Here is a 24,729-nt window from a genome sequence, read left to right as displayed (position 1 = left end):
CATGCCCGAGACCAGCAGCACCTCAAAGAAGCCCGCCTTCGAACGAGATCTCCTTGTCCAGCTGTCGCGCCGGTGGGGAAAGCGCGTCGCGGTCAAGAAGGACGAACTCGATCTCGACGGTCACTTCGACCCGGATCGCCCCGACTTTCCGGAGCGCCTGGTGCCCTTCCGCGATATCGACGCCTTCGCCGAGGCCGACGTGGATGCCAGGCAGAGGATCCTGTCGGCGGCCTGGATCGCCTACAACCTGAAGACCACGGCTATCGAGAACGAGATCATCCTCCCCGCCTGCCGGCTGATGCTGGATGAGCATCTGCCGGTACGGCATGACGAGGCAGCCGTCTCGGCGATACACCAGACCATCATCGACGAGCACTACCACATCCTGATGTGCCACAACGCCGTCGGTGTGACCCGACGCCGCCGCGACCTCGCTTCGCTCCACTTCGACCCGTGTGACTGGTCGGTGGTGAACCTGCGCGAGGAGTACCTCGCCGGGCTCACCGGTCTGCGCCGCGACCTGTCGGACATCGCCTTCGCTCTCGCGGCCGAGACCACCATCAACGGCTTCCTTTCCGGGCTGTCATCGGACTCCGGCATTCAGCCCATGAACCGGATCACGGTCGACATGCACCGCCGTGACGAGAGCGGGCACGCCGTCATCTTCCGTGAGCTGACGGTCGAGCTCTACCGGCAACTGGCTCCGGTCGAGCGTGACTTCTTCCGGGAGGCGCTGGCTGCCGGCCTAAGGGCCTTCGGCGCACCGGACCTCGCGCCATGGGTGGCGGTCGCCGCAGAAGGGGAGGTGCGGGTGACTTCGGAAGAGCTCGGTGGAGCCGGTCGCCGCTCTCCTGGCCCCGGCAGGGACACGGGTCCCTTACAGATCCTGCTCGACGACCTCGGACTCAACCAGGGCGAGGCAGAGGGCGTTTTGTCCACCATCGCAGGCTCGGGGAGGTAATCGCCGTGTTCTCCATGACAGGCGAACAGGAAGACATCTACAGAACGGTGCTGGATTTCGCCGCGGAGTATCTCGCACCGAATGCCGTGGACTGGGACCTCGACCGGTACTTTCCGGTCGACATTCTGCGCAAGGCGGCCGACCTGGGCATGGCCGGCGTCACCGTCTCCGAGGAGTCCGGCGGCTCCGGGCTCTCCCGGACCGACGCGATTTTGGTGTTCGAGGCACTGGCCGGAGGATGCCCTTCGATCGCCGCCTATCTGTCCATCCACAACATGGTCGCAACGGTGATTGACACCGAAGGCGACCAGGCGCAGCGCGATCGCTGGGTCGGCAGGCTCTGCCGGACGGACGATCTTGCCAGTTACTGCCTGACAGAGCCTGGCGCCGGCTCGGACGCCGCTGCTCTTCGCACCCGGGCGGTCCGCGACGGCGATGCGTACGTGCTCACCGGCACCAAGCAGTTCATTTCCGGCGCGGGCACCTCCCAGGTGTACCTGGTCATGGCCAGGACCGGGGAGCCGGGGCCTCGAGGCATCTCCGCCTTCGTCGTGGAGAAGGACATGGAGGGGCTCTCCTTCGGCCCCGAGGAACGCAAGATGGGATGGAGAGCGCAGCCCACGCGCCAGGTCGTCCTGGACGGCGTGCGGGTGCCCGTGCGCAACCGCCTGGCCACCGAAGGCACCGGCTTCCGCATCGCGATGAACGCTCTCAACGGCGGGCGCCTCAGCATCGCCGCCTGCTCCCTGGGCGGCGCACGCAGCGCGTTCGAACGCACCGTCCGCTATCTGCGGGACCGCGTGGCGTTCGGCCGCCGGCTGATGGACCAGTCCACGATCCAGTTCCAACTGGCCGACATGGCGACGGAGCTTGCGGCGGCCCAGGCGCTCCTCCAGCGAGCCGCTGTTGCACTGGACGAGGGCGCCGCGAACGCCGTCGACCTGTGCGCCATGGCCAAGCGCTACTGCACCGACGCGGCCTTCTCGGTCGCCAACCAGGCGCTGCAGTTGCACGGAGGCTACGGCTACCTGTCCGACTACGGTCTGGAGAAGATCGTACGGGATTTGCGGGTCCACCAGATTCTGGAAGGGACCAACGAGATCATGCGGCTCATCATCGGACGCAACCTCGCCTCGCAGCCATGACCGACGATGTGTCAACTGACGTTTCCTCAGCGGGGTGTTCTTCGTGAAGCCGTGGCGGGTCGGGCGGATCGGCACCCCCGCCGCCGGCACGGGCCCTGAGCCCCCCCCAGGCTCGGCGGAGGTGTCCGTTCGCAGAGGGACTTCAGTTGACCGGCTCCTCCCCCGGCAGCACCCGTACGCGTTCCTGGGCGAAGTGGCAGGCGCTCGGGTGTTCCGCGGGTGTGCCGCTGTCGCGGAAGGCCTGCGGCACGGCCAGCTCCGGCGTCCGCTCCTCGCACCGCCGTTCCGCCTTCCAGCACCGCGTGCGGAAGCGGCAGCCCGAGGGGACGGCCGCCGGGGAGGGCACGTCGCCGGTGAGCAGGATGCGGTCGCGGCCGCCGCGGGCGTCCGGGTCGGGCACCGGCACGGCGGACAGCAGCGCCTGGGTGTAGGGGTGGGTGGGATGCTCGTAGATCTGCGCGTCGCCACCGGTCTCCACGATCCGCCCGAGGTACATCACCGCGACCCGGTCGCAGATGTGCCGCACGATGGACAGGTCGTGGGCGATGAAGACGTAGGCGAGGCCGAAGTCCCGCTGGAGCCGCTCCATCAGGTTGACCACCTGCGCCTGCACCGAGACGTCCAGCGCGGAGACCGGCTCGTCGCAGATGATGATCTCGGGGTTGAGGGCGAGGCCGCGCGCGATGCCGATGCGCTGGCGCTGGCCGCCGGAGAACTGGTGCGGATAGCGGTTGACGTGCTCGGGATTGAGCCCGACGACGTCGAGCAGTTCGCGCACCCGGCGCCTCCGGTCGCCGCGCGGCGCGACCTCGGGGTGGATGTCGAAGGGCTCGCCGACGATGTCGCCCACCGTCATACGGGGGTTGAGCGAGGTGTACGGGTCCTGGAAGACCATCTGGATGTTGCGGCGCACCGCTTTCAGGGCGCGGCCGGACAGCCGGGTGATGTCCTCGCCCTTGTACAGCACCCGGCCCGAGGTCGGCGGTTCCAGGTTCATCAGCACCCTGGCCACCGTGGACTTGCCGCAGCCCGACTCGCCGACCACGCCGAGGGTCTCACCGGGATACAGGTCGAAGTCGACGCCGTCGACCGCCCGCACCGCGCCGACCTGCTTCCTGAACAGCACGCCCCGGGTCAGCGGGAAGTGCTTGACCAGGCCCTTGACCTGGAGGATGGGTTCGCGGGCGCCTCGCCGGTCAGTCGTCACCGACGCACTCCTCCCAGTAGTGGCAGGCGCTGCCGCGTTCCGCCGTGACGCGGTACAGCGGCGGCACCTCGGTACGGCAGCGCTCCCGGGCCATCGGGCAGCGCGGGTTGAAGGCGCAGCCCGGGGGCACGTCGGTGAGGCTCGGCGGCAGGCCCCGGATCGCGTACAGCTCCTTGCCCTTGCGGTCCAGCCGCGGGATCGACTCCAGCAGGCCCTTGGTGTACGGGTGCGCCGGGGCGCGGTAGACGTCGTGCACGGGCGCGGTCTCCACGATGCGGCCCGCGTACATCACGGCGATGCGGTCGGCGACGTCGGCGACCACCCCGAGGTCGTGGGTGATGAGGATCAGGCCCATCCCCATCTCCTGCCGCAACTCGGCCAGCAGGTCCATCACCTGGGCCTGCACGGTCACGTCGAGGGCGGTCGTCGGCTCGTCGGCGATGATCAGGTCGGGCTCCAGGGCCATCGCCATCGCGATCATGATGCGCTGCCGCATGCCGCCGGAGAACTGGTGCGGGTAGTCGCCCACCCGTTGCCGCGCGGCCGGGATGCGGACCCGGTCCATCAGCTCGACCGCCATCGCCCGCGCGTCCTTGCGCGACATCCCCCGGTGCACCACGAACATCTCGCCGAGCTGGTAGCCCACGGTGAGCACCGGGTTGAGGGCGGACAGCGCGTCCTGGAAGATCATCGCCATCTTCGCGCCGCGCACCCTGCGCCGCCGGTCGGCGGGCATCGTCAGCAGGTTCTCGCCGCGGAAGAGGATCTCGCCCCTGGTGACGAAGCCGGGTGGGGAGTCGAGGATGCCCATCACCGCCTGCGCGGTCACCGACTTGCCCGACCCGGACTCGCCCAGCACGGCGAGCGTCTCGCCCCGGGCCACCGTGTAGCTGACCCCGTTGACGGCCTTGGCGACCCCGTCCCGGGTGCGGAACTCCACGTGCAGGTCGCGCACGTCGAGCAGGGTGTCGGTCCGTGGGAGCAGGGGGGACTCGGTCAGGGTGTCCATCTGCCGCCTCCTCAGCGCAACTTGGGGTCGAGGGCGTCGCGCACCGCGTCGCCGAGCATGATGAACGCCAGCACCGTGAGGCTGAGCGCCCCGGCCGGCCACAGCAGCATGTGCGGGGCGTCGCGGATCTCGGTGGAGGCGGTGGAGATGTCGATGCCCCAGGAGACGGTGGGCGGCTTCAGGCCGACGCCCAGGAAGGACAACGTGGCCTCCAGCGCGATGTAGGTGCCCAGCGCGATGGTGGCGACGACGATGACGGGGGCGACGGCGTTGGGCGCGATGTGGCGCAGCAGGATGCGCGAGTCGCTCGCGCCGAGGGCCCGGGCGGCCTGCACGTAGTCGTGCTGTTTGGCGGTGATGACCGCGCCGCGCGCGATGCGGGCGATCTGCGGCCAGCCCAGCAGCACGATGAAGCCGATCACCGGCCAGACCGTGGTGTTGGTGACGACGGACAGGAAGACCAGGCCGCCCAGCACGATGGGGATGCCGAAGAAGACGTCGCTGACACGGGAGAGCAGCGCGTCCCACCAGCCGCCGAAGTACCCGGCGAGCCCGCCCAGCACGCTGCCGAGTACGGCCGCCCCCGCCGTCGCGCACACCCCGACGGTGACCGAGGCGCGGGCGCCGTAGACGGTGCGGGTGTAGACGTCGCAGCCCTGGAGGTCGAAGCCGAAGGGGTGGCCGGGGGCCGGGCCGTCCTGCGACCTGTTGATGTCGCAGGCGAGCGGGTTGCCGGAGGCGATCAGCCTGGGCCAGATGGAGATCAGCACGAGGAAGACGATGACGAGTGCGGAGATGACGAAGACCGGGTTGCGCCGCAGGTCGTGCCAGGCGTCCGACCACAGGCTGCGCGGCCGTCCCGTCGTGTCCTGTGGTTGCGGGTCCTCCTGTCCTGGCGGCGGCGCGGTGAGAGAGCCGGCCTGTTCCGCGGCGAAGTCCATGGTGCCGCCCGCCCCGGCGTTGCCGACGGACTCGGCCGGGTCCTGGGCGCTGGAGGGTTCAGGCATACCGGATCCTCGGGTCCAGGACCGCGTAGAGCAGGTCGACGAGCAGGTTCGCGATCAGGAAGACGATCACCAGGATGGTGACGAAGCCGACGACGGTCGGCGAGTTCTGGCGCAGGATGCCCTGGTAGAGCTGGTAGCCGACGCCGTGGATGTTGAAGATGCGCTCGGTGACGATGGCGCCGCCCATCAGGGCCCCGATGTCCGTGCCGATGAAGGTGACGACCGGGATGAGGGAGTTGCGCAGCAGGTGGCGCAGGACCACCCGGTGGCGCGGCAGGCCCTTGGCGATCGCGGTGCGCACGTAGTCGGCGCGGTGGTTCTCGACGACGGAGGTGCGGGTCAGCCGGGTCACGTAGGCGAGCGAGACCAGGGCCAGCACGATGCCGGGCAGCAGCAGCTCGTTGAACGGTGCGGCGGGCGAGACCGAGGGGTTCACGAAGTTCCACTCGACGCCGAACAGGTACTGGAGCACGTAGCCGCTGACGAAGGTCGGCACGGACACCACGACGAGGGTGAGCACCAGCACGCCGGAGTCCACCGTCCGCCCCCGGCGCAGCCCGCTGAACAGGCCCAGCGCCACACCGATCAGGGCCTCCACGACGACGGCGACGATGGTGAGGCGGATGGTCAGCGGCCAGGCAGTCGACATCAGGGTGAGCACCGGCTGCCCGTCGAAGGCGGTGCCGAAGTTCCCCTGGAAGATCTGCGCCATGTAGTGCACGTACTGCTGCCACAGCGGGTGGTCGAGGTAGAGGTCCTTGCGGATCTGGGCGGCGGTGGCCGGGTCGGGGGCGCGGTCGCCGAACAGGGCCGCCACGGGGTCGCCGAGCGCGTACACCATCACGAAGATCAGCAGCGTGCTGCCGATGAAGACCGGGACCATCTGGAGCAGCCGCCGGATCACGTACCGTCCCATGGGGCCTCCCCGCGGGGGTTGGAGGATCGTTTCAGCAGGGGTCCGGCGCGCGGTGGACTTCGCCTGCCGCCGCGCGCCGGCGGCGGTCAGTGCACGGTGATCTCGTTGTAGACCGGCACGCTGAACTGGTTGAGCGTCACGTTGGAGAGGTTCGAGGCGTAGCCCGCGTTGCCGTTCTGGTACCACAGCGGGATGGCGGGGACCTGGGCGGCGAGGACGCGCTCGGCGTTCTGGAAGGCGATGACCGCCTGCGCGCTGTCGGACTGCGCGTTGGCCTGGTCGACCAGCGCGTCGAAGTCCTTGTCGCTCCAGTGCGAGTCGTTGGAGGAGCCGCCGGTGTAGTACAGCGGCTGGAGGAAGTCCTGGATGAGCGGGTAGTCCATCTGCCAGCCCGCGCGGAACGGCTGGGTCTCGGACTTGGCGGTGATCTGGTTGCGGAAGTCGGCGAAGGTGCCGACCGGTGCGCCCACGCAGGCCTTGTCGTTGCCCAGCACGTTGTTGACGCTGTTGCAGACGGCGTCGATCCACTCCTTGTGGGAGCCGGTGTCCGCGTTGTACGCGATCTGCATACGACCGCCGGGCAGCCCGCCGCCCTCCTTGATCAGCTGCCTGGCCCGCGCCGGGTCGAAGTCGCAGACGCCGCCGCACAGCCCCTGCTTGAAGCCGCCCTTGGCGCCGAGCACGGGTGAGGTCCAGTCGGAGGCGGGGGTGCGGGTGCCGTCGAAGATGCGCTTGGTGATGGAGGCCCGGTCGATGGCCATCGAGATGCCCTGGCGCAGCTTGTCGGAGTCGGCCCCGGTCCACTTCGGGTCGTACATCGGGAACGAGATGGTCTGGATGATGCCGGCCGGCTGGTTGATGTAGCGCGAGCCGAGGTCGCGCTTGACGTTCTTCAGCTGGGTGGCCGGGATGTCGTCCACCAGGTCGAGGTTGCCCGCCTGGAGGTCGGTGTAGGCGGTGTTGTTGTCGGTGTAGACCCGCAGGTCCACGCCGCCGTTGCGGGCCTTGTCCGGGCCCTGGTAGCCGTGCCAGGTGCGCAGCGCCATGAGCGAGCCCTTGGTGTACGAGGAGACCTCGTACGGGCCGTCGCCGACCGGCTTCCTGAGCCAGCCCGCGTGGTCGGTGAAGAACGACCGGGGCAGCGGGTAGAACGCCGAGTAGCCGAGGGTGTCAGGCCAGGTCGAGAACTTCTGCGTGAGCCGCACGGTGAAGGTGTCGTCGTCCTTGACCCTCAGCCCCGACATGGTGGTGGCGGTCGGGTTGCCGGAGTTGGGGTGCACCTGGTCGTAGCCGTCGATGTACGCGAAGAAGCTCGCGTTGACCTGCTTGTTCTTCAGCGCCGCGCCGTAGTTCCAGGCGTCGACGAAGGAGTGGGCGGTGACCGGCTCGCCGTTGGAGAACTTCCAGCCGGGCTTCAGGGTGATGGTGAAGTCCCGCTGGTCGGTGGTGGTGATGGACTTCGCAAGCCAGTTCTCGGCGACACCGGTGCGCGGGTCGTACTTCTTCAGGCCGCGGAAGATCATGTCCAGCACCTTGCCGCCCTGCACCTCGTTGGTGTTGGCCGGCTCCAGCGGGTTCTGCGGGTCCCCCCAGGAGGCCCGCACGATCCCGTCGACCCCGCCCCCGCCCCCGCCGCCTCCCCCGCAGGCGGTCGCCGCGACCGCCACCGCCGCGGCACACACCGCCCACTTCACGCGCGTGGCTCCAGGCATCGGCGCCTCCCTCGGGACAGTGGAGCTCGGATCCGTCTCACGCAGGAACCCAGCTCACACCCCGAGCGGCCCATAACAGCTCACATACGGTCAGAAAATCCCATTCATGTCGGAATATCCGCCCGCTTGCAGTACGGGCGTCACGGAGACCGCCGTGAGTCGAGTCGAGGGCCCGGGTCGACCGCCCCCGGACATACCGAGGGGGCGCACCCTTGCAGGATGCGCCCCCTCGGCGGGAGAAGCGTCAGCGCTTGGCGCGGGCCGCGGCTCGGCCTCGTTCCTTCTGGTCGAGGACGACCTTGCGGATGCGGACCGTCTCCGGGGTGACCTCGATGCACTCGTCGTCGCGGCAGAACTCCAGGGACTGCTCCAGGGAGAGCAGACGCGGCGGGACCAGCGACTCGGTGACGTCGGCGGTCGAGGACCGCATGTTGGTGAGCTTCTTCTCCTTGGTGATGTTCACGTCCATGTCGTCGGAGCGCGAGTTCTCACCGACGATCATGCCCTCGTACACCTCGGTCGTCGGCGAGACGAACAGCACGCCGCGCTCCTGGAGGTTGGTCATCGCGAACGCGGTCACCACACCGGCGCGGTCGGCGACCAGGGAGCCGTTGTTGCGGGTGCGCAGCTCGCCGAACCACGGCTCGTGGCCCTCGAAGATGGAGTGCGCGATGCCGGTGCCGCGGGTCTGGGTGAGGAACTCGGTGCGGAAGCCGATCAGGCCGCGCGACGGCACGATCCACTCCATCCGGATCCAGCCGGAGCCGTGGTTGGTCATCGTCTCCATGCGGCCCTTGCGGGCGGCCATCAGCTGGGTGATGGCGCCGAGGTGCTCCTCGGGCGAGTCGATGGTCATCCGCTCGATCGGCTCGTGGATCTTGCCGTCGATCTCCTTGGTGACCACCTCGGGCTTGCCGACGGTCAGCTCGAAGCCCTCCCGGCGCATGGTCTCCACCAGGATCGCCAGCGCCAGCTCACCGCGGCCCTGCACCTCCCAGGCGTCGGGGCGCTCGGTGGGCAGCACGCGCAGCGAGACGTTGCCGATCAGCTCGCGGTCCAGGCGGTCCTTGACCAGGCGGGCGGTGACCTTGTGGCCCTTACCGCCCTTGCCGACCAGCGGGGAGGTGTTGGTGCCGATGGTCATCGAGATGGCCGGCTCGTCCACCGTGATCAGCGGCAGCGCGATCGGGTTCTCCGGGTCGGCCAGCGTCTCGCCGATCATGATCTCCGGGATGCCGGCGACCGCGCAGATGTCGCCCGGGCCGGCCTCGTCGGCGGGCTTGCGGGTGAGCGCCTCGGTCATCATCAGCTCGGTGATGCGCACGTTCTGCATCGACCCGTCGCGCTTGATCCACGCCACCGTCTGGCCCTTGCGCAGGTGGCCCTGCTCGACGCGCAGCAGCGCGATGCGGCCGAGGAAGTTGTCGGCGTCGAGGTTGGTGACGTGCGCCTGCAACGGCGCGGCGTCGTCGTACGTGGGCGCGGGCACGTGCTCCAGCAGCGTGGAGAAGAACGGCTCCAGGTTCTCGCTGTCGGCCGGGACGGTGCCGTCCTCCGGCTTGGTCAGCGAGGCGATGCCGTCGCGGGCGCAGGCGTAGACGATCGGGAACTCGATCTGGTCCTCGTCGGCGTCCAGGTCGAGGAAGAGGTCGTAGGTCTCGTTGACGACCTCGTCGATCCGCGAGTCGGGGCGGTCGGTCTTGTTGATGCACAGGATGACCGGCAGCCGCGCGGACAGCGCCTTGCGCAGCACGAAGCGGGTCTGCGGCAGCGGGCCCTCGGAGGCGTCCACCAGCAGCACGACCGCGTCCACCATGGACAGGCCGCGCTCGACCTCGCCGCCGAAGTCGGCGTGGCCGGGGGTGTCGATGATGTTGATGGTGACCGGGTCGCCGCCGCCCTTGGGGTGGTACTTGACCGCGGTGTTCTTCGCCAGGATCGTGATGCCCTTCTCACGCTCCAGGTCGTTGGAGTCCATCACGCGGTCGTCGACGTGCTGATGGGCGGCGAAGGCTCCGGCCTGCTTGAGCATGGCGTCGACCAGCGTGGTCTTGCCGTGGTCGACGTGGGCGACGATGGCGACATTGCGGATGTCGTGGCGCGTGGGCATACTGCGGCGCTTCTCCCGGATTCGTGGATGACGGCGCGTGCCGTGGTCCGGTGGCCGCGCCCGCCGGGCAACGTCACGCCACGGCCTGACCCCATGGTACGGGGCCGGGGCGGCATCGGCCGCCCCGGCGGGGTGCGTACCCGGTCACGCAGGTCCGTCGCGGCCCTGCGGGTGCGCGGGTCGTACGGCTACTTGCGGAAGCCGATGTCCTGGTAGCGCGGGGTGAGGAAGCCGAACGCCCCGGCGTTGGCGACCGAGGTGCGGGTGGCCACCAGCTGCGGCGGCTGGTAGAGCGGCACGGAGCCGGCCTCCGCCCAGATCCGCTCGTCCGCCTGCGCGGTCAGGTCCTGCGCCCTGCCCTGGTCCAGCTCGTCGCCGGCCTGGTCCAGCAGCTGGTCGATGCGGTCGGTGCCGACGCGCGAGTAGTTCTCCCGCACGGTCAGCGAGCCGTCGGCGGCCGGCACCGGCTTGCCGTAGACCGGCCGGGCGTCGTAGGCCGGGTAGGCGCTGCCCGGCCAGTCGTACAGGGCCAGGTCGAAGTCGCCGGAGGCGATGTGGTCGTGGAAGAAGCTGTCGTCGCTGACCTTGTCGATCTCGGTGCGCACGCCGACGGCCGCGAGCATGTGGGCGATGCGGTCGCCGACCGCGTCCAGGGTGGGCGAGTCCTGCGGCAGGACGAAGCGCAGCGCGAGCGGGTGCCCGGCCTTGTTCGTCCGCACCGCCGCGGGCTGCACGATCGCCTGCTGGTCGGCGGCCTGGGCGGCGCCCGCCGACTGGGTGGCGTCGGCGGCCTCGGTGCCGTCGCCGTCGGCCGCACCGGAGCCGGAGGGCGAGGCCGAGGCGGAGGCGGAGGCCGAAGGAGAAGCCGAGCCGCTCGCGCTCGCCGAGCCGGACGGCGCCGGCTTGCCCGGCTGCGGGCCCGCGGCCTTCGCGCCCGGCGTGGCCTGCGCCGCGTGGCCCTGCTGCCAGCCCGCGTCCGCCAGCAGCGCCTGCGCGGACTTCACGTCGGTGCCGCCGACCGCGGAGCTGTCGTCGCGGTAGCCGTACTGCGAGCCGAGCACCAGGTGGTTGCCGAGGGTGCTGGCGGGCAGCCCGGCGGGCTTGAGCACGTAGGTGGCGATCGCCTGCCGGTCGATGGCCCGGGCCACCGCCTGCCGCACCCGCTGGTCGGCGAGCGGTCCCGAGGCGCCGTTCAAAGTGAGCTGGGCGTACGACGGGTCGAGCGTGCGGTGGACGCGGATGCCGCGTTCGCCCTCGACGCGGGCCTGCGCGGAGGTGTCGATCCTGGCGACGTCGACGGTGCCGTCGGCGAGCGCGGCGGCGCGCCTGGCGGTGGGGACGGCCTTGAAGACCAGATGGCTCAGCTTGGCCCGGTCCCCCCACCACTTCGGGTTGCGCGCCAGCGTCGCGGTCCCGGCGGAGGTGTCGACCGACTGCACCGCGAACGGGCCCGCCGAGACCTTCAGGCTGTCGCGGGCGCTGTCGTTGAAGGCGTCCGGGGTGCCGGTGACCTCCTTCGGGTACAGCGGCGTGAACAGCGACTGCCAGGCCGCCATCGGCTCCTTGAAGGTGACCTCGACCTCGTGGGCGTCCTTGCCCTGGCGGACCGAGGCGATCCGGTCGTAGCCCGCGTTGTGGGCGCTCCAGAACGCGGCGTTCGCACCGCTGAGCGCCTTCCACTGGGCGGTGAAGTCGGCGGCCGACAGCGGGCGCCCGTTGCTCCAGACCGCCTTGGGGTTCAGCTGGTAGACCACCGTCTGCGGCTTGGTGGAGGTCACCTTCGCCGACTGGAGGAAGTCGCCGTCGCGCTGCGGCCTGCCCTCGCCGTCCACGGTGAACAGCGACGGGAGCGTGGCGGCCGCGATCTGGGAGGTCTCCTGGTCGGCGGCGGCCTGGAAGGTGTTCAGGGTGCCGGGGATGTCGTCGACCGCCCAGCGCAGCGTGCCGCCGTCCTTGACGGCGCCCCGGGAGGCCGAGGCGACGTCGACGGCGGCGGGTACGTGGTCGGCGTCGGAGGACGGGGAGCATCCGGCCAGGGCGGCCGCCGCGAGCACGCCCGCGGCGGCAGCGGCTCCGGCGGCGCGCCGCCTGGCGCGAGGGGTGCGGTGCATGGTCGTACCTCCGCTGATGACGATATTTGTCGCTTATCGCATCTACTGGTAGCGAGGCGTCCGGGGGCACGCGGGGCGACACGCGCCGCCCTGCGGCCCACACCACCCGGGCGGCCCATCCCGCGCCGCCGCGGCGGCCCGGCCCGGCCGCCCGGGCGACCCGTCCCCGCCGCCTCCCGGGCCGCCCCGGCGACACGCCCCCTTCACAGCCCCCGTGTGACGCGCGACACTTCTCGCACGCGACCCTCGGCCTGGCCCGTCTCCGACGAGGCCCTCGATAAGGTGCGAACCATGCCTCTTCAGGATGATCTGTCGGCAATCCAACGGAACCTCGACGATCTGGTCCGCGGTCTCGCCTCGGTCGAACCGCAGGTCGGCCACACCCTGGACATGCGCAGGGTGCGTACCGACGCCGACCACCTGCGCGAGAGCCTGGCGCTGCTGCGCGAGACGACGCGCGGCGCGGCCGGGAGCGGGCGGCAGGACATCGTGCAGGTCCCGGACGCGCCCTACGACCGGAGCCTGTGGAGTGACGCGGAGGAGGAAGGGCTCGGCGCGCGCGACCGCCACGCCCCGTGAACGGGTCCTGACGGCGCCCCTCCGCCGCCCGCGCGGCGGCGACCGCTCCTACGCTCCGGGAGTCCGATTTGGCCAGCATCGAGCGCCCGCGTCCGCCCGCGGGCGTGCACACCCCCGGTCGCGCCGCGATCCCGGCGCGGCATCTTCGCACCGACCGCTGGTGGCTCGCGCCCACGGTCACCGTCGTGGTGCTGACCGCGTTCGTCGTCTACTCGACGTGGCGGGCGTTCGCAGGCGCCGACTACTACGCGGCGCCCTACGTCTCACCGTTCTACTCGCCCTGCCTCGCGAGCGACTGCGTGCCGGTGCGCGGCGGCGCGGACCTGGCGGTCTTCGGGCCCTGGTGGGGGATCTCGCCGGCGATCATCGTGCTGATCTTCCCGCTGGGCTTCCGGCTGACCTGCTACTACTACCGCAAGGCGTACTACCGGGGCTTCTGGAGCGCTCCCCCGGCGTGCGCGGTCGCCGAGCCGCACGCCAAGTACACCGGCGAGACCCGGCTGCCGCTGGTGCTGCAGAACGTCCACCGCTACTTCTTCTACTTCGCGCTCGCCTTCGCGGTGATCCTCAGCTACGACGCCGCCCTGGGCTTCCGCGACCCGGCAGGCCACTGGGGCCACATGGGCCTCGGCACCCTGGTGCTGCTCGCCAACATCGCGCTGATCTGGGCGTACACCCTCTCCTGCCACTCGTGCCGGCACATCGTGGGCGGCCGGCTCAGGCACTTCTCCCGGCACCCGGTGCGCTACCGGATGTGGACCTGGGTGAGCAGGCTCAACGCCCACCACATGGCGCTGGCGTGGGCGTCGCTGGCCGGTGTGGCGATCGCCGACCTGTACGTCTACCTGGTCGCGAGCGGCGCGTTCGCCGACCCGCGGTTCTTCTAGGAGGGGCACGACGCGATGACGGCAGTCGAACGGCACAGCTACGACGTGGTCGTGGTGGGCGCGGGCGGCGCGGGGCTGCGGGCCGCCATCGAGGCGCGCGGCCAGGGCCTGCGCACGGCGGTCATCTGCAAGTCCCTGTTCGGCAAGGCGCACACGGTGATGGCCGAGGGCGGCATCGCGGCCAGCATGGGCAACTCCAACCCGCACGACAACTGGCAGGTCCATTTCCGCGACACCCTGCGCGGCGGCAAGTTCCTCAACCACTGGCGGATGGCGGAGCTGCACGCCCAGGAGGCGCCCGAGCGGGTGTGGGAACTGGAGTCCTGGGGCGCGCTGTTCGACCGTACGAAGGACGGGCGCATCGCGCAGCGCAACTTCGGCGGCCACGAGTACGCGCGGCTGGCCCACGTCGGCGACCGCACCGGTCTCGAACTGATCCGCACCCTCCAGCAGCGGATCGTCGCGCTCCAGCAGGAGGACTTCGCCGACGCGGGCGACTTCGAGGCACGGCTGCGGGTCTTCCAGGAGTGCACGGTCACCCGGGTCCTCAAGGACGGCGAGCGGGTCGCCGGGGTCTTCGGCTACGAGCGCGAGTCGGGGCGCTTCTTCGTCATCGAGGCGCCGGCCGTCGTGCTGGCCACCGGCGGCATCGGCAAGTCGTTCAAGGTGACCTCCAACTCCTGGGAGTACACCGGCGACGGGCACGCGCTGGCCCTGCTGGCGGGGGCGCCGCTGGTCAACATGGAGTTCGTGCAGTTCCATCCGACGGGCATGGTCTGGCCGCCGTCGGTCAAGGGCATCCTGGTCACCGAGGGCGTGCGCGGTGACGGCGGGGTGCTGCGCAACAGCGACGGCAAGCGGTTCATGTTCGACTACGTGCCCGAGGTGTTCAAGGACAAGTACGCCACCTCCGAGGAGGAGGCGGACGGCTGGTACACCGACCCCGACACCCACCGCCGCCCGCCCGAGCTGCTGCCCCGCGACGAGGTGGCCCGCGCCATCAACTCCGAGGTGAAGGCGGGCCGCGGCTCCCCGCACGGCGGGGTCTTCCTGGACATCGCGAGCCGTCTGCCCGCCGACGAGATCCGGCGCAGGCTGCCGTCCATGCACCACCAGTTCCTGGAGCTGGCGGACGTGGACATCACGGCGGAGCCGATGGAGGTCGGACCGACCTGCCACTACGTGATGGGCGGCGTCGACGTCGACCCGGACACGGCGGCGACCACCGGGGTGCCGGGGCTGTTCGCGGCGGGCGAGGTGGCGGGCGGCATGCACGGCTCCAATCGGCTCGGCGGCAACTCCCTGTCCGACCTGCTGGTCTTCGGCCGCAGGGCCGGGCTGCACGCCGCCCGGTACGCCGAGGCGCTGCCCGCGGCGGAGCGGCCCGCGGTGGCGGACGCGCAGGTGGACGCGGCGGCGGCGGAGGCGCTGCGGCCGTTCAGCGCGGAGCGGGCGGACGCCGGGGGTGCCGTTACCCCGCCCGAGAACCCGTACGCCCTGCACCAGGAGCTCCAGCAGACGATGAACGACCTGGTCGGCATCATCCGCAGGGAAGAGGAGATGGCGCAGGCGCTGACCCGGCTGGCCGCCCTGCGCACGCGGTCGCGGCGGGCCGGGGTGGAGGGCCACCGCCAGTTCAACCCGGGCTGGCACCTGGCGATCGACCTGCGCAACATGCTGCTGGTCAGCGAGTGCGTGGCGCGCGCCGCGCTGGAGCGTACCGAGAGCCGGGGCGGCCACACCCGCGACGACCACCCGCAGATGGACCGCCGCTGGCGCGGGACCAACCTGGTGTGCGAACTCGCCTCCCCGGCAAACGAGTTGGCGGCGCAGGACCCGGCCATGGGGCAGATCAGACTGCGGCGCCGGGACATGCCGCCGATCCGCGCCGACCTGCTGGGCCTGTTCGAGAAGGAAGAACTGCGCAAGTACCTCACCGACGAGGAGCTGGGCCAGTGAGTTACACCGGGCACTTCAGGGTCTGGCGCGGCGACGCGGAGGGCGGCGAGCTGAAGGACTTCGAGGTGGAGGTGAACGAGGGCGAGGTCGTCCTCGACATCATCCACCGCCTCCAGGCCACCCAGGCGCACGACCTCGCGGTGCGGTGGAACTGCAAGGCGGGCAAGTGCGGTTCGTGCAGCGCGGAGGTCAACGGCAGGCCGCGGCTGATGTGCATGACCCGCATGTCGGTCTTCACCGAGGACGAGACGGTCACGGTGACCCCGATGCGCGCCTTCCCGGTGCTGCGCGACCTGGTCACGGACGTGTCGTTCAACTACGCGAAGGCGCGCGAGATCCCCTCGTTCGTCCCGCCGCCGGGGCTGGCGCCGGGCGAGTACCGGATGGCGCAGCAGGACGTCGGGCGCTCGCAGGAGTTCCGCAAGTGCATCGAGTGCTTCCTGTGCCAGAACACCTGCCACGTGGTGCGCGACCACGAGGAGAACAAACCCGACTTCGCGGGCCCCCGCTTCCTGATGCGCATCGCCGAACTCGACATGCACCCCCTGGACGCCGCGGCAGAGACCGGCCTCGACCGCGCGAGGACCGCCCAGGACGTGCACGGCCTGGGCTACTGCAACATCACCAAGTGCTGCACGGAGGTCTGCCCCGAGCAGATCCGCATCACGGACAACGCGCTGATCCCCATGAAGGAACGCACCGCCGACCGCAAGTACGACCCGCTGGTGTGGCTGGGGGAGCGCATCTTCCGCCGGGGCGGCTGACGCCCCCGCCCGGCGCCCGGCGCGCGGCGGGTGCGGGCGCGTCGGGCGGGGCGGCGAGCGCCGAGACCGTCAGTACATGCTCAGCAGGGCCTCGGCCAGGTCCGGGGCCTTCGACTGGCCGTCCGGGAGGTTGAGTTCGAACCAGACGGTCTTGCCGTACGGGGTGCGCCGGCTGCCCCAGCTGCGGCTGAGCAGGCTGACGAGTTGCAGGCCCCGGCCGCCCTCGTCGGTGTCGCGGGCCCGGCGGCGGCGCGGCTGCACCAGACCGGAGTCCCACACCTCGCACACCAGCGTGCGGTCGAGCAGCAGCCGCAGCCGGATGTCGCCCTTGCCGTGCCGCAGCGCGTTGGTGACCAGTTCGCTCACCAACAGCTCGGTGGTGTCGACGAGTTCGCTCAGGCCCCAGCCCTCCAGGCGGGCACGGGCCAGCTCGCGGGCCTGCGCGACCGACTGCCCCTGCGGCGGCAGCGTCCAGTCCCCCACCGCGTCGGCGGGCAGCCCCCGTACCCGGGCCATCAGCAGCGCCACGTCGTCCTCGCCGTGCTGGGTGTCCAGCTCGGCCAGCACGTGGTCGCAGGCGTCCTCCAGCGGCAGCGCGGCCCCGGTCAGCGCGTCGCGCAGGGCCTCCAGGCCCTCGTCCAGCGCGTGGTGCCGGGACTCCACCAGGCCGTCGGTGTACAGGGCGAGCAGGGCGCCGTCGGGGAGTTCGACGTCGACCTCCTCGAAGGGTTCACCGCCGACGCCCAGCGGCAGGCCGTGCGGCACGTCCAGCATCAGCGCCTGGTCGCCGGGCTGGAGGACGACCGGCGGCAGATGGCCCGCGTTGGCGATGGTCACCCGTCGGGTGACCGCGTCGTAGACGGCGTAGACGCACGTGGCCAGGTAGACCTCGGCCAGGTCGTCGGCGTCGCGGTCCTTGGCCCGGCGGCTGCGGCCCACCGAGGGGTCGGACAGCCCACGGGCGATCTCGTCCAACTGGCTGAGCACCTCGGCCGGTTCGAGGTCGAGCAGGGCCAGCGTGCGCACGGCGGTGCGCAGTTCGCCCATCGCCACGGCGGCGCGCAGCCCGCGGCCCATCACGTCGCCGACGACCAGCGCGGTGCGGTGACCGGGCAGGTCGATGACGTCGAACCAGTCGCCGCCCACCTCGGCCGCCGCGTTGCCGGGCAGGTAGCGGCAGGCGATGTCCAGGCCGGCCGCCTCCGGATTGCCCGGCGGCAGCAGGCTGCGCTGGAGCAGCAGGGCGCGTTCGTGCTCGCGCCGGTAGAGGCGGGCGTTGTCGATGCAGACCGCGGCGCGGGCGGTGAGTTCCGCGGCGAGCGCGACGTCGCGTTCGCCGAAGGGCTCGCTGCCCTTGGCACGGGAGAAGTGCACGACGCCGAGCACGGTGTCCCGGCCGACCATCGGGACCACCAGCGTGGAGCGCACCACGCCGCCCGCCGAGCCGTCCGCCATGTCCGGCTGCTCGTCGCCCCCGTCGGGGGTGCTGACCGACTGCACCTGCCCGGTGCGCAGCGCCTTGGCGGCCACCGAGCCGAACGGGTAGCGGTGCACGGCGCCGACCTGCACCGCGCCGTCGCCCTCGTCGCCGCCGAGTTCCTCCGGGCCGCCGGAGACCGCCGACGCGCCGGCGACCCGCCGCAGTTCCGCGCTGCCGTCCCCGGTGCCGACCGGGTCCTCGTCGCCGGACACCAGCGCCTTGTACAGGTCGACGGCGGCCAGGTCGCAAAAGTGCGGCACGGCGACGTCGAGCAGCTGGCGGGCGGTGGTCTCCAGGTCGAGCGAGTTGCCGATGCGCGCGCCCGCCTCGTTGAGCAGCGCCAGGTCGCGCCGGGTGTGCGCGGCCTCCCGCTCCGCCCGCTGAGCGGTCGTCACGTCGGTGGCCACCCCGGCGACCCCGATGACCGCGCCGTCGGTGTCGTGCAGCCGGTACAGCGACACCGAGAAGCGGCGGCGGCCTCGGTGCACCGGGCTGGAGCCGACGACCTGCATGTCGAGCACCGGCTCACCGCTGTCGAGCACCTGGCGCAGCGCGGCGGTCAGCCGGTCGGCCTCGACACGCGGCAGGAAGTCGTGCGGGGCGCGGCCCGCGTAGTCCTCCGCGGGGCGGCCGTAGACCCGTGCGAAGTGCTCGTTGACGCGGAAGAGTCTCAGGTCGGCGTCGGCGAGGAACAGCCCCATCGACGACTGGCTGAAAATCGCCTCGAAGGTCGCGATCTCGTAGGCGGGGACGGAGACTTGACGCGGCGGCGCGCCCTGCCCGCCCGGACTGCTCGGAGCGCCGGAATCCGGCCGGCCCTCGTCAGCCGCGCCGGTGTCCCTGGGCCGCGGAAGGTCAGGCATGGACCGCCCCCGCCCGGCCAACGGCAACTTCGCGCGGTACGGCGGAGCAGCCTCCACCGGAGCGTATGCAGCGCACGACCCCTCCGTATCTGGGGCCCGGGGAGGTCCCCCGGAGCTTCACAGGACCCGGACCAGCCGCTTCCGAGTATCCAGTACCAACGCAGTATTCGGCACTGACATCGTCGGAAAAACGGTCCAGCCGATCACAGCATGATCTCGGCTTCACCAGCGGCGTCAGCCAGGTCGGCTACCCGGCAACGCCAGTTCGAACCACACCGTCTTGCCCAGCGGCCCCTGCCGGGTCCCCCAGCGTCGCGAGGCCCGGGCCACCAGGTGCATGCCACGCCCTCCTTCGTCGTCGTCCGCCGCCGCCCTCGCCCGGGGCGGGTCCGGCAGCGGATCGGAGACCTCGACCAGCAGCGAGGCGCCGCGCACCATGCGGACCCCGATCGGCCCGTGCGCGTGCCGCAGCGAGTTGGTCACCAGTTCGCTGACGAGGAGTACGGTCACATCGCTCAGAGCGCTCAAGTCCCACCCGGCGAGTGTGGTACGCACGTGCCGCCTCGCCCGCCGCACAGCGCTGGGTTCGGCGGGAAAGGTCCAGGCCATGGTGGAGCCCTCCGGCAGCCCGCCGAGCCGCACCGCCATCAGCGCCACGTCGTCGGGCTCGCGCTGCGGGACCATGCCGACCACCACGTCGTCGCAGAGGTCCTCCAGGAAGTCGTACGGACGGCCGAGGATCCCCCGCAGCCGGTCGACCCCCTCGGTGATGTCCTCGCCGCGCCGCTCGACCAGGCCGTCGGTGTAGAGCACGAGGACGGCGCCGTCCGGCACCTCCACCTCGGCCGACTCGAACTCCACGGCGAAGACCCCGATCGGGGTGTTGGGGGGCACCTCGATCTGCCGCACGCGGTGCTCGCCCGGGGCCGCCGGGTCGATCAGCAGCGGCGGCAGGTGGCCGGCGGTGGCGACGACGCAGGTGCGGGTGGAGGGGTCGTAGACGGCGTAGACGAAGGTGGCCATCATCGGCTCGTCGGGGCCGGGCGCGAAGTCCTCCGACAAGTCGTTGATCCTGCGCAGCAGTTCGTCCGGCGCCATGTCCAGGCCCGCCAGGGTGCGCACCGCGGTGCGCAGCCGGCCCATGGTGGCCGCCGCCCGCAGCCCGTGGCCCATCACGTCGCCGACCACCAGCGCCACCCGCCCCCCGGCCAGCGGCACCACGTCGAACCAGTCCCCGCCCGCCTCCGCGCCGGTGCTGCCCGGCACGTAGCGGAACGCGACCTCCACGCCGGGCAGCCGCGGCACCCGCTGCGGCAGCAGGCTGCGCTGGATCATCAGCGCGCCCTCCCGCTCGCGGGCGTACAGCCGGGCGTTGTCCAGCGCGGCGCCCGCGCGGTCGGCCAGTTCGTAGGCGAGCGCGAGGTCGTCGGCGTCGAACGGGTCGCGGGAGACCGCGCGGCCGACGATCAGCAGCCCCAGCACCACGTCCCTGGCCCGCAGCGGCACCGCGAGCAGGGAGCCGACGCCCAGGTCGAGTGCGGCCTTGATGCGCGGGTCGCCGAGCGGCGAGAACGCTCCGCCGCGCAGGTCGGCCGGGGTCTCGGCGAACCACGCCGGACCGCCCGCAAGCACGTCCGACAGCGGCGAGCCCTCGGGGAAGCTCAGCCGCCCGCCGGGGCGCAGCAACGCGGCCACCTCGGCCTGGTCGGGACCGGTCGCGACACCCAGCAGCACCAGCGGGGTGCCGCCCCGCAGCGGCTCGCGGGGCAGTTCCCCGCCCGCCGCGATGTCCCGGACCACCAGCACGCCCGCGTAGTCGCAGAACCCGGGGACCAGCGCCTCGGCCAGCGACTGCGCCCTGCGGTCGACGTCCATCAGCTCCGACAGCACGCCGCCGACGTCGCTGAGCACGGCGAGCCGGTGCCGGGTGCGCTCGACCTTGGCGGAGGCCATGAAGCGGTCGGTGACGTCCATGACCACGCAGGAGATGCCCAGCACCCGCCCCGCGTGGTCGGTGATCCTGCTGTACGAGGTCGAGCGGTAGCCGTCGCCGTCGGGGCCCGGGACCAGCAGGTCGACCACCGTGCGGCCGGTGGTGAGCACCTCGCGCTGCACCATGGTCAGCTCCTCGCCGGCACGTCCCGGCCTGACCTCCTTGACGGTGCGTCCGAGATGCCCCTCGACCGGCAGCCTGTTCATCCGCGCCAGCGCCTGGTTGACCCGGACGTAGCGCAGGTCGGTGTCGAAGATGGCGATGCCGAGGGCGGCGGTGTCGAAGACCGCGTCGACGACGGCGAGGTCGTGCTCCAGGTCGCGCAGCAGCCGGGTGTCGGCGAGCGAGGCCAGCACGAACGGCTTGCCGTCCCCGTCCACCAGCAGCGAGGCGCGCACCTCGACCTGGAGGGTGTGCCCGTCGCGGTGGCGCATCGGCAGCACGCCGCCCCAGCGGCCGGCCCGCATCAGCTCGGCGAGCAGCCGGTCGGCGAGGTCGCGGCCCGGCTCGGTGCCCGGCGCGGCGGACCGGCTCGCGGTCCGGGGAGCGGGGTCGGCTGCGGACCGGCTCGCGGTGCCGGGAGCGGGGTCGGCGGCGGGCCGCCCCGGCTCGATGATGTGCTCGATGCGGCGGCCGACGATGTGCTCGCCGGCCCAGCCCAGCATCTCCTCGGCCAGCGGCGACCACAGCACCACGCGACCGCGGGTGTCCATCATGACGATGCCGACGCGCAGGGCGTCCAGCAGGCCCCCCGTCAGCTCACCGCTCGCGTCGGGCAGCGGGGGCAGGGGCGGGTCGTGCGGCGGGGGCGCGTCGGGCCCGGTGGTCATCCGGCGCACCTCCCCAGGAACGGACACCCGGAACGGACATACAGGGCAAGTTGCCCGTACCCCCATGATCAGCGCAGTATACGCGCGCGAGCACGGGGACTGACCCGTTCAGACGCCCGGTACGGCCGCCAGCCTCCTGACCACCTCGGCGACCGCGGGGCGGTCCTGGTCGAGCCAGTCGACCTCGTCCGCCTCGTCCGGGGCCAGCCAGCGCAGCGCGTCGTGGTCCTGGAGCGGCTCGGGCTCACCGGCGGTCAGCCGCGCCGTCCACACGTGCAGTTCCAGGCCCGGGCGCAGCGGCCAGGCACCGGGGACGCGCTCGACCGGCTCGGCGGTCACACCGAGTTCCTCGCGCAGTTCGCGCACCAGCGCCTGCGGCGGGGTCTCCCCCGGTTCCACCTTGCCGCCGGGCAGTTCCCAGCGGCCGGCCAGCTCGGCGGGGGCGCTGCGGCGCGCGGCCAGCAGCCGGCCCCCGCGCAGCACCGCACCGCCCACCACCACGCGCGTCGTCATGCGCCCACCCTACGGGCGCTTGGCGGCGGCCCCGGCGCTCCCGGCCGCCTCAGGGGACCTCAGGAGGCCCGGCGCTGGTCGACGCGTTCGACCACGTAGCGGCGGTCGTCCGCGCCGTCGTCGAAGCGGCGGGCCACCCGCTCGGCCTCCTCACGGGTGCCGTAGCGGCCGACGCGGTAGCGGTTGCCGCCCTCGTCCTCGCGTATGACGGCCCACAGGAGTTCCTCCATCAGGCGCCTCCGTCGAGTTCGGTGACGTGTGCGACGTTGGCCCGGACCTCGTCCTCGCCGCTGGGCGCGCCCGCGAACCAGGCGTCCAGGATCTCCTTCAGCTGCGGCTCCGAGGTCAGCCGCAGGCCCAGCGCGAGAACGTTGGCGTCGTTCCACTTGCGGGCGCCGTCGGCGGTGTACGCGTCGGTGCACAAGGCGGCCCGCACGCCCGGCACCTTGTTGGCCGCGATCGAGGCGCCGGTGCCGGTCCAGCAGCACACGACGGCCTGTTCCGCGCGGCCCTCGGCGACCTCCCGCGCGGCGGCCTCGGCCGACCAGGCCCAGTCCGCGCGCCCCGCGCCGTCCCGGTCGCCGGAGCGCAGCGCGCCGAACGCGGACACCTCGTGCCCGCGTTGACGCAGCTCGTAGACGAGGACCCGGGCGACCGGCTCATCCATGTCCGAGGAAACGGCGATCCGCATATGCCAGAGCGTACGCCCGTACGCCGTCGAATGGGCCGCTTCGGCCGCGAACGGACGTGATCCGGCCAGGAGTTGACGGGCCTCGCCGGGCGGCTCCGTGCGGCACCGCCGCCCGGGCGGTGGCACCGGCACGCCGAGGGCCCCCGTCCGGCGCGTACGCCGGGCGGGGGCCCTCGGGTGACGGGTGGGCGCGGTCAGGCGGTGGACGCGACGCGTTCGCCCTCGTCGTCGCCCGCGGCGGCACCGGCGGACTCCTCCGCCTCCCGCAGCGCCTCGGCCAGCGACGGGTTCGGCCAGGCGCTGCGCAGACCCCAGACGTAGAAGACCAGGCCGATCACGGCGACGACGCCGAGGTCGACGCCCTCCGGGATCCATCCCCGGCCGCCGTAGTCCTTGCTGCCCGCGTAGGAGACCGCCGCCATCACGAAGAGGTAGGCGATCATCCACACGCCCGCCTTCAGGTGCGGCTTGAGCTGCTCCCACGGCTTGCGCAGCTCGTACCAGGCCCAGATCGGCAGCCCGATCGCCATGAGCAGGATGACCTTGCCGGTCAGCGGCCACTTGGCCCAGTAGAGCACCAGCGAGCCGAAGACCATGGCGATCGGCGCGATCACCGGCATCGCCTTGAGCATCACCGGCCGCGGCATGTCGGGCGCGATCCGCCGCAGCGACATCACGGCCACGGGACCGGTGATGTAGGAGATGACGGTGGCGACCGAGACGATCGCGGCCAGCGAGCCCCAGCCGCGGAAGACGGCGAGGAAGGCGAAGGCCACGACCAGGTTGAGCACGAGCGCCGGGCGCGGCACGCCGGTCTTCGGGTCGACGCGGCCGAAGACCTTGGGCAGGTGGCCGTTCTCCTGGACGCCGTGGATCATGCGGGAGGTGGTCGCCGCGTAGATCATGCCGGTGCCGGACGGGGAGATGAACGCGTCCGCGTAGAGCAGGACGGCGAGCCAGTTGATGCCCCAGGCGATGGCGAGGTCGGCGAGCGGCGAGTCGAAGTTCAGGCCCGCCCAGCCGCCGGAGTTCAGGTCGTGCGCCGGGACCGCCATCAGGAAGGCGATCTGCAGGGCCACGTAGATGACCAGGGCGATCAGGATGGAGCTGATGACCGCCTTGGGCAGCGACTTCCTGGGGTTGCGGGCCTCGGCGGCCATGTTCAGCGGCGACTGGAAGCCGTTGAAGGCCCACACGATGCCGGAGACGGCGACCGCGTTGAAGACCGCGCTCCAGCCGCTGGGGGCGAAGCCGCCCGCGCGGTGCAGGTTGTGCGTGTCGAAGTGCGACAGCATCAGCGTGACCGCGGTCAGCGTGGGCACGACGATCTTGAAGACGGTGATCGCGGTGTTGGTCTTGGCGAACAGCGAGATCGCGAACCAGTTCAGCACGAAGTAGACGATCAGCAGCACGCTGGCGAGCGCGACGCCGGAGAGCGTCAGCTCCTTGCCGTCGTACAGGCCCTTCGCCCAGGCCCACTTCCAGGAGGCCATGTACTGCACCGAGGCGGTGGCCTCACCGGGGATCACCGAGACGATGGCGATCCAGTTCGCCCAGGCCGCCAGGTAGCCGGCGAGCGAGCCGTGCGAGTACTGGCCGTAGCGGACCATGCCGCCCGCCTTGGGGAACATCGAGCCCAGCTCGGTGTAGGTCAGCGCGATGGTCAAGGCGACCACGGCACCGATCACCCAGGCGAGGATCGCCGCGGGACCGGCCAGGTGGGCCGCCTTGGCGGCGCCGAAGAGCCAGCCGGAGCCGATGATCGATCCGAGGCCGACGGCCGTCAGTGAGACCGTGCCGAGGGACCGGCGGTAGTTGGAACCCGACAAAACGTTGGTTCCCCTTTCTTCTCCCCGTCGCCTTGCACAAACCTCCGCATCGTAAAGGGGAGTCGGGCGATCCGGTTCCGATAATCGGCGAGATGTGACCTTCACAACAGACCGCAAGCGTACCGCGCGCCTTCGATCAGATGGCAAAGCGGCCGCTCAGGGC

At 71.6% G+C, this 24,729-nt stretch carries 19 protein-coding genes; 6 read left to right on the top strand and 13 right to left on the bottom strand.

Translation table 11 applies throughout. The annotated features are described in order from the left end of the window. Position 1: 1 nt before the first annotated feature. Both CK485_RS17950 and CK485_RS17945 read left to right on the top strand, forming a co-directional pair. Complete coding sequence (locus CK485_RS17950; RefSeq protein WP_109451778.1) at positions 2-961, top strand: diiron oxygenase; 960 nt, start codon at positions 2-4, stop codon at positions 959-961. A 14-nt stretch (positions 962-975) separates the two neighbouring features. Then, complete coding sequence (locus tag CK485_RS17945) at positions 976-2,106, top strand: acyl-CoA dehydrogenase family protein (protein ID WP_109453194.1); 1,131 nt, start codon at positions 976-978, stop codon at positions 2,104-2,106. A 142-nt stretch (positions 2,107-2,248) separates the two neighbouring features. Here the strand turns inward: CK485_RS17945 and CK485_RS17940 are convergent, their stop codons facing one another. From CK485_RS17940 to CK485_RS17910, 7 genes are all read right to left on the bottom strand, one after another. Next, positions 2,249-3,313 carry a dipeptide ABC transporter ATP-binding protein gene (locus CK485_RS17940; protein WP_109451776.1) on the bottom strand — a complete coding sequence of 355 codons (1,065 nt, stop codon included), beginning with the start codon at positions 3,311-3,313 and terminating at the stop codon, positions 2,249-2,251. Beyond that, a complete protein-coding gene (locus CK485_RS17935) occupies positions 3,303-4,322 on the bottom strand; it encodes an ABC transporter ATP-binding protein (protein ID WP_109451774.1) in 1,020 nt (339 codons plus the stop codon). The genes CK485_RS17940 and CK485_RS17935 overlap by 11 nt, the downstream gene beginning before the upstream one ends. An 11-nt stretch (positions 4,323-4,333) precedes the next feature. Continuing rightward, the gene (locus CK485_RS17930) at positions 4,334-5,329 is read right to left on the bottom strand and encodes an ABC transporter permease (protein WP_109451772.1); all 996 of its coding nucleotides are present in this window, start codon (positions 5,327-5,329) and stop codon (positions 4,334-4,336) included. Continuing rightward, entirely contained in the window at positions 5,322-6,245 is a 924-nt protein-coding gene (locus tag CK485_RS17925) for an ABC transporter permease (protein WP_109451770.1), read from the bottom strand. Before CK485_RS17925 ends, CK485_RS17930 begins: the two co-directional genes overlap by 8 nt. Before the next feature lie 86 nt (positions 6,246-6,331). After that, positions 6,332-7,957 (bottom strand): ABC transporter substrate-binding protein, encoded by a 1,626-nt coding sequence (locus CK485_RS17920; protein ID WP_109451768.1) that lies wholly within the window; start codon positions 7,955-7,957, stop codon positions 6,332-6,334. 244 nt (positions 7,958-8,201) lie between these two features. Next, on the bottom strand, positions 8,202-10,067 hold the full coding sequence (typA, locus tag CK485_RS17915) for a translational GTPase TypA (RefSeq protein ID WP_109451767.1): 1,866 nt from the start codon (positions 10,065-10,067) through the stop codon (positions 8,202-8,204). Between the two features lie 188 nt (positions 10,068-10,255). Then, positions 10,256-12,178, bottom strand: coding sequence for an ABC transporter family substrate-binding protein (locus CK485_RS17910; protein ID WP_109451765.1), 1,923 nt, complete (start codon positions 12,176-12,178; stop codon positions 10,256-10,258). A gap of 291 nt (positions 12,179-12,469) precedes the next feature. Between CK485_RS17910 and CK485_RS17905 the strand changes: the two genes are divergently transcribed. From CK485_RS17905 to CK485_RS17890, 4 genes are all read left to right on the top strand, one after another. Continuing rightward, positions 12,470-12,757 carry a hypothetical protein gene (locus CK485_RS17905; RefSeq protein ID WP_109451764.1) on the top strand — a complete coding sequence of 96 codons (288 nt, stop codon included), beginning with the start codon at positions 12,470-12,472 and terminating at the stop codon, positions 12,755-12,757. Between the two features lie 68 nt (positions 12,758-12,825). Continuing rightward, a complete protein-coding gene (locus tag CK485_RS17900) occupies positions 12,826-13,644 on the top strand; it encodes a hypothetical protein (protein ID WP_109451762.1) in 819 nt (272 codons plus the stop codon). Positions 13,645-13,659: 15 nt separating this feature from the next. Continuing rightward, entirely contained in the window at positions 13,660-15,603 is a 1,944-nt protein-coding gene (locus CK485_RS17895) for a fumarate reductase/succinate dehydrogenase flavoprotein subunit (RefSeq protein WP_109451760.1), read from the top strand. Further along, the gene (locus tag CK485_RS17890) at positions 15,600-16,367 is read left to right on the top strand and encodes a succinate dehydrogenase/fumarate reductase iron-sulfur subunit (RefSeq protein WP_109451758.1); all 768 of its coding nucleotides are present in this window, start codon (positions 15,600-15,602) and stop codon (positions 16,365-16,367) included. The genes CK485_RS17895 and CK485_RS17890 overlap by 4 nt, the downstream gene beginning before the upstream one ends. Positions 16,368-16,436: 69 nt before the next feature. On the opposite strand, the gene CK485_RS17885 is transcribed toward CK485_RS17890, so the two are convergent. The 6 genes from CK485_RS17885 to CK485_RS17860 form a co-directional block, all read right to left on the bottom strand. Next, positions 16,437-18,710, bottom strand: coding sequence for a SpoIIE family protein phosphatase (locus CK485_RS17885; RefSeq protein ID WP_109451756.1), 2,274 nt, complete (start codon positions 18,708-18,710; stop codon positions 16,437-16,439). A gap of 234 nt (positions 18,711-18,944) precedes the next feature. Further along, positions 18,945-21,533 (bottom strand): SpoIIE family protein phosphatase, encoded by a 2,589-nt coding sequence (locus tag CK485_RS17880; RefSeq protein ID WP_109451755.1) that lies wholly within the window; start codon positions 21,531-21,533, stop codon positions 18,945-18,947. Between the two features lie 108 nt (positions 21,534-21,641). Next, a complete protein-coding gene (locus CK485_RS17875; protein ID WP_109451753.1) occupies positions 21,642-22,046 on the bottom strand; it encodes a (deoxy)nucleoside triphosphate pyrophosphohydrolase in 405 nt (134 codons plus the stop codon). 59 nt (positions 22,047-22,105) lie between these two features. Continuing rightward, on the bottom strand, positions 22,106-22,276 hold the full coding sequence (locus CK485_RS17870) for an SPOR domain-containing protein (RefSeq protein ID WP_109451751.1): 171 nt from the start codon (positions 22,274-22,276) through the stop codon (positions 22,106-22,108). Beyond that, complete coding sequence (locus CK485_RS17865) at positions 22,276-22,737, bottom strand: RpiB/LacA/LacB family sugar-phosphate isomerase (RefSeq protein ID WP_109451750.1); 462 nt, start codon at positions 22,735-22,737, stop codon at positions 22,276-22,278. The genes CK485_RS17870 and CK485_RS17865 overlap by 1 nt, the downstream gene beginning before the upstream one ends. A gap of 194 nt (positions 22,738-22,931) precedes the next feature. Continuing rightward, positions 22,932-24,566: an APC family permease gene (locus CK485_RS17860; RefSeq protein ID WP_109451748.1), complete on the bottom strand. Its 1,635-nt coding sequence runs from the start codon at positions 24,564-24,566 to the stop codon at positions 22,932-22,934. Positions 24,567-24,729 lie beyond the last annotated feature (163 nt).

Origin of the sequence: Streptomyces sp. ICBB 8177 (assembly GCF_003144095.1) — a bacterium.
Taxonomy (GTDB): domain Bacteria; phylum Actinomycetota; class Actinomycetes; order Streptomycetales; family Streptomycetaceae; genus Streptantibioticus_D.
The sequence above is the reverse complement of the archived record's forward strand: the minus strand, read 5'-3'. Positions and strand labels throughout refer to the sequence as shown.